Origin of the sequence: Methanobrevibacter curvatus, assembly GCF_001639295.1 — an archaeon.
In the GTDB taxonomy this organism is placed as follows: domain Archaea; phylum Methanobacteriota; class Methanobacteria; order Methanobacteriales; family Methanobacteriaceae; genus Methanoflexus; species Methanoflexus curvatus.
In genome coordinates this window covers 1-5,204 of sequence record NZ_LWMV01000026.1, presented here as the reverse complement: position 1 = coordinate 5,204, position 5,204 = coordinate 1, and the positions used below count along the sequence as shown (strand labels likewise).

At 25.9% G+C, this 5,204-nt stretch carries 3 protein-coding genes and 1 pseudogene; all 4 read right to left on the bottom strand.

Annotation, left to right across the window (positions count from 1 at the left end; all coding sequences use genetic code 11):
• Positions 1-789: 789 nt before the first annotated feature.
• The gene (locus MBCUR_RS00930) at positions 790-1,128 is read right to left on the bottom strand and encodes a P-II family nitrogen regulator (protein WP_067089078.1); all 339 of its coding nucleotides are present in this window, start codon (positions 1,126-1,128) and stop codon (positions 790-792) included.
• An 85-nt stretch (positions 1,129-1,213) separates the two neighbouring features.
• Positions 1,214-2,452, bottom strand: coding sequence for an ammonium transporter (locus MBCUR_RS00925; protein WP_067089074.1), 1,239 nt, complete (start codon positions 2,450-2,452; stop codon positions 1,214-1,216).
• A 757-nt stretch (positions 2,453-3,209) separates the two neighbouring features.
• A complete protein-coding gene (gene argJ / locus MBCUR_RS00920) occupies positions 3,210-4,442 on the bottom strand; it encodes a bifunctional ornithine acetyltransferase/N-acetylglutamate synthase (RefSeq protein WP_211265111.1) in 1,233 nt (410 codons plus the stop codon).
• A gap of 517 nt (positions 4,443-4,959) precedes the next feature.
• Positions 4,960-5,204 (bottom strand): annotated as a pseudogene (locus MBCUR_RS10650) (hypothetical protein); the annotation flags it as partial.

Genomic DNA, 5,204 nt, shown 5'->3' with positions numbered 1-5,204 from the left:
AAAAAAAACAACACAATTTTTAAAAAAAAAAAAAAAAAAAAAAAAAAAAAAAAAAAAAACTGCAATAAACCTGTAAGAGTTTTTTCAGATGATTATACCATATTCTAAGTTATCAAGCCATAAAATTGTTGATATCATCAATGGGTAAATCATTCAAGAGGCTGTGCAATGATTATTTTTTGAAAAAACAGATGTTTAATTAAAATATATTAAAAAATATGTGAAGTATTAATACATATTTTTATAACAAATAAATATTTAAAATAATTAATTTTAGTAAATAGATATTAATATTAATTAAAATAGAATTTTATTAGATATTTATATTTATAATAAAATTCATTATAGCTTTATAAATTTAATTTTAACTTAATTAATCAAATTTAGAAAATTAGATTTTCAAATTGCTGCACAGCCATTCAAAAAAAAAAAAAAAAAATGCTAATAGTATTTTACATAATAATTATGAAAACAGAACTTCATTATTAAGGTCATTTTAGAGGTTTTTCGTGAAATATAACATAAAAACATTTCTAAATATATAACAATAAGAATGCTTTCTTAATTTTCAACAAAACTTCTATGAGGAAGGATTTAAAAGCATATTATTTTGTAATGATATATACACATTAGCAAAAAAAAAAAGAATTTGTATAAAAAATAAAATGATAAAAAAATAAAAAAATTTAAAAAAAAAATGGGAAATAAAAAATAAAAATAAAAGTTATAAATTAATATAACAATTATATAATTATTTATGTTTATTATTTAATTGACTTTTAAACCAAATTAAATTGCATCTTTTCCTTCTTCACCTGTTCTAATTCTTATAACATTATCAAGTGATGAGACAAAAATTTTCCCATCCCCAATTTCATCAGTTCTTGCACTTGAAACTATTGCATCAACTGTTTTATCTAAGTCCTCTGCTTTGACAATTACTTCAACACGAGTTTTAGGTATCATATCAATACAATAATTTGATCCTCTATATCGTTCTTTAATTCCTAATTGTCTTCCTCTTCCTTTAACTTCAACAACATTCATTCCTTCAGCACCAATGGCTATAAGAGAGTTTTTAACATCAGTTAGTTTTTCTGGACGAATAATAGCTACGATTTTTTTCATTGTAATCAATCCTTAATAAATTTCTAAAATATGTGATTATAATTAAATTAAATAAATTAAATAAAATCTAAAAATTTTATTTTAATTATAATCTATATCCAGATTCTTCATGTAATGCTGTATCTAGACCTTCTACCTCTTTGCTATCATCTACTCTTAAACCAATCACTAAATCGATGATTTTACCAATAATTAAAGTGACAACAAATGCATAGACTATAGTAGCAACAACTCCAATTGCTTGGATTCCTACTTGAGCAACATTTCCTTCAATTAACCCTGCAGTTCCACCAATTGCAGCTACTGCAAAAATACCAGTAGCAATAGCTCCCCAGATACCACTCATACCATGGATTCCAAATACATCCAATGCATCGTCGTAACCAAGTTTTGGTTTTAAATAACTTAAAGCGAAATATGAGATAATAGCTGCACCAATACCAATAACAATAGCTCCACCAACATCTACAAATCCTGCAGCAGGTGTAATACCAACAAGACCTGCAACTATACCTGAAATTGAACCTAAGAAAGTAGGTTTTTCACCTTTAGCAACTTCAATAATATTCCAAACAATACTTGCAGCACATGCAGCAATGATTGTCACTAAAACTGCTGAACTTGCAAGCCCATCAGCTGCAACGGCAGATCCACCATTAAACCCTAACCAACCAAAGAATAGGAATCCTGCACCAATAGCTGAATATCCTAAATTATGGGGAATAAGAGAGGCATCTTTTCTTTTACCTAACAGTAGTGCTAATGCCAATGCAGAAATACCCGAATTAATATGGACAACAGTACCTCCTGCAAAATCAAGTGCACCTAATTGGGATAACCATCCACCACCCCATACCCAGTGACAAATTGGGATATAAATTAATGAAACCCAAGCAACTACAAAAACAACCCAAGCTGAAAATTTCATTCTTCCAACAACTGCACCTGAAACCAGGGCAACAGTTAATGCTGCAAAGGTTAATTGGAAAGCAACAAACAACAATTCTGGGAATGGCGATACACTATCCGTTCCAGCTCCTAACAATTGATCAGGCAATATTCCATTCAGCAAAATATGTGCTGGAGAACCAATCAGCCCATTCAAATCTGCACCAAAAGCAAACTGATAACCATAAGTCACCCAAATAATAGCAGCTATTGCAAAAGCAATAAATGATAAAAACATCGTATTTAAAACATTTTTCCTCTTAGATAACCCTCCATAAAAGAGAGCTATTCCAGGAATACTCATTAACAAAACGAGAACAGTGGATGTAAGAACCCAAGCTGTATCTCCTGCACTTAACAATACTTCTTCAACCATAATATCTAAATCCTATATTACTATGTTTTTTAAAAATTAAACATGCCCAAAAATTAAACCTTAAAAAAATAACATATTTTTAATTTTTGATCTTTTCTCCTAATTTGATTTAAATAATTTACTATTGCAATATTAAAATCTTTTAGATAAAATTCAAGTAGCATTATAATAAAATTCAATATTTTAAATAAGAATTTTTTGATTAAAATTTTTTAAATAACAAATATGTCTATAAAAAATTAATTAAATATAAAAATGATCTTTATAGATTACCATGAAATCATTATTTAATTAATATTTAAATAATGTATAATAGTTAATTTAATTTTAAAGTAAAAAAATTATTTAATAGCCAATTTAAAATATAATGAACTTTATAATAATCAAATCAAACAACAGCAAATTTAAAAAAATATTAAGCAAATCATCATTAAAGTAAAAACTTTTCAAATTTGCTAATTTAAATTTTTTAAATCAACTATTATAGACGGAAGACGGTAACCTTCTTCCGACATATAAATTTTATTCATAGTAGTATATAAATGTTTTGTAAAAAATCATTGAAAAATTAGATAAAAAAATAAAAAATCAAGAAGCAATTATAAAAAAATAGATAAAAAAGTTGAATAAAGTTAATTTAAAGAAAAAAATAGGTTAATTTAGAAAATAAAGCAAAAAAAAACTATAGTTTTATTAAAAACAATCAACAAAAGTAAAATTATTTTAAAAAAAAAACTAAATTTTAAAAAAAAAGAAATTATGTTGTATATTCTGCATTTATTTTAACATAGTCATAAGAGAAATCACAACCATATGCAGTTGCTTCATAACTCCCATTATTTAAATCAACAATAATTTTAATCTCTTTTTCTTGCATTATATCTTCTGCATCTTTTAAACTGCTTGTATCTTCAAAACCTAAAATTTCACCATTTTTAACTAAATAAGAAGTTTTATCTTTAGAATTAACAGAAATTGAAACATTGTTTGGATTAAAATCTGCTCCAGAATAACCAACAGCTGAAACAATTCTACCCCAATTTGGATCTCCACCAAAAACAGCTGTTTTAACAAGTGAAGAACTTACAATTGATTTTGATGCTTTAATTACATCATTTTGAGATTTTCCATTAAATACATGGACTTCAATAAATTTTGTAGCACCTTCGCCATCTTTAGCCATCATTTTAGCCAAATTTTGACATAAAAAGTTTAAAGCTTCCTGGAAATTTGAATCAATTCCACCACTTTCAGTTAAAATAGAATTATCTTTGTTTTTTGATCCAAGCAAAATAATTTCATCATTGGTACTTTCATCACCATCAACAACAACCATGTTAAAACTTAAATCAACAGCTTCTTTCAATGCCTTTTTTAAAATATCTTTTTCTCCATAAGCATCTGTAGTTAAAAAACATAACATTGTAGCCATATTAGGTGCAATCATTCCAGAACCTTTAGCTATTCCACCAATTTTAATAATTTTACCATTTAATAAAGTCACTTCAACAGAAAATTCTTTTGAAACAAAATCAGTAGTTAAAATAGCATTTGCACTATCCTTTGATGCCTTTGAAGAATTTTCTAAATTTTTTGAGCATTCTTCAATTAGTGGTAAAATAATTTCCATAGGCATAGTTCTACCTATAACTCCTGTAGAAGCAATAGCTATTTGATTTTTAGGAATATTTAATAATTTTGAAGTTAATTCAACCATTTTATCACAATCAGCCATTCCACCGGAACCTGTAAAACAGTTTGCATTACCACTGTTTGCAACAATAATTGAAATTTCCCCATCAGATATTATTTTTTTTGTATATATAACAGGAGCAGCTTTTACTTTATTGGAGGTAAATAGTCCAGCACCAATACTATTTTCACGTTTTATAATTGTTAAACCATATTTTCCATTTTTTAAACCTGATGCTTCAACATCATCGACAACACAAATTCCACCATCTACTATTCTTATAAAACTTTTTTTCATAAAATCATCAACATTGAATTTTTAAATATTAATAAATATCAAATGAACTTAGACACCCTAATAACATTTAGGGGATTGTCAATTTGTTAGTTGGTAAGAAAAATTTCTCTTCTAAAAATCAAGTATTTGTAAATTCAAGCTTAAAATTCAATTTTAAAAATTGCATTAACTAACAAATTGACAGTCTCACATTTAGACATCATATAATTTAATTAATATATTTATATTATGATTATGTTTGTTATATTTATGATTATGTTTATTTATATTTATATATTTAAAAACAGATGCCTGATTTATATGAAAAAATTAAGAGTTTAATAGATTATTCAAGATGTTTTGAGATAATTATATTATGATTTTCTAAAAATACAGATGAAATCAGTTTTAATCTTTAAAAAAACTTAATAAAATTCTTATATTTTAATTTAAACTATTTTCCATAAAGTCAATTTTTTAATGATAATAAGTGTTGTCTAAATATACTAATTAACAGGGTGTCTGATTTACTTGAAATTTACAAGGTTTTTACTTCTTGGATTTCGTTGTAACCTTCTGAAATTAGTATTCTCATTAAAAGTACAGTTAGATATGCTTTTTTAGATACAGATTTGAGTGTATAAGCATGTATTTTCCCTAATTCTAGGTTTATTTTGAGGAATTCGAAAACTTTTTCGATTTTCCATCTTGGACGTCGAAAATCTTTCCAATTAGGTAGTATTTCGAAGAGTTTTTCTCTTAAATATTCGTAAATCTCTCCAG

What these genes read in the sequence shown, in the direction of transcription:
- MBCUR_RS00930 (WP_067089078.1), bottom strand. Translation starts at nt 1,128, where the DNA reads ATGAAAAAAATCGTAGCTATTATTCGTCCAGAAAAACTAACTGATGTT.
- MBCUR_RS00925 (WP_067089074.1), bottom strand. Translation starts at nt 2,452, where the DNA reads ATGGTTGAAGAAGTATTGTTAAGTGCAGGAGATACAGCTTGGGTTCTT.
- argJ (WP_211265111.1), bottom strand. Translation starts at nt 4,442, where the DNA reads ATGAAAAAAAGTTTTATAAGAATAGTAGATGGTGGAATTTGTGTTGTC.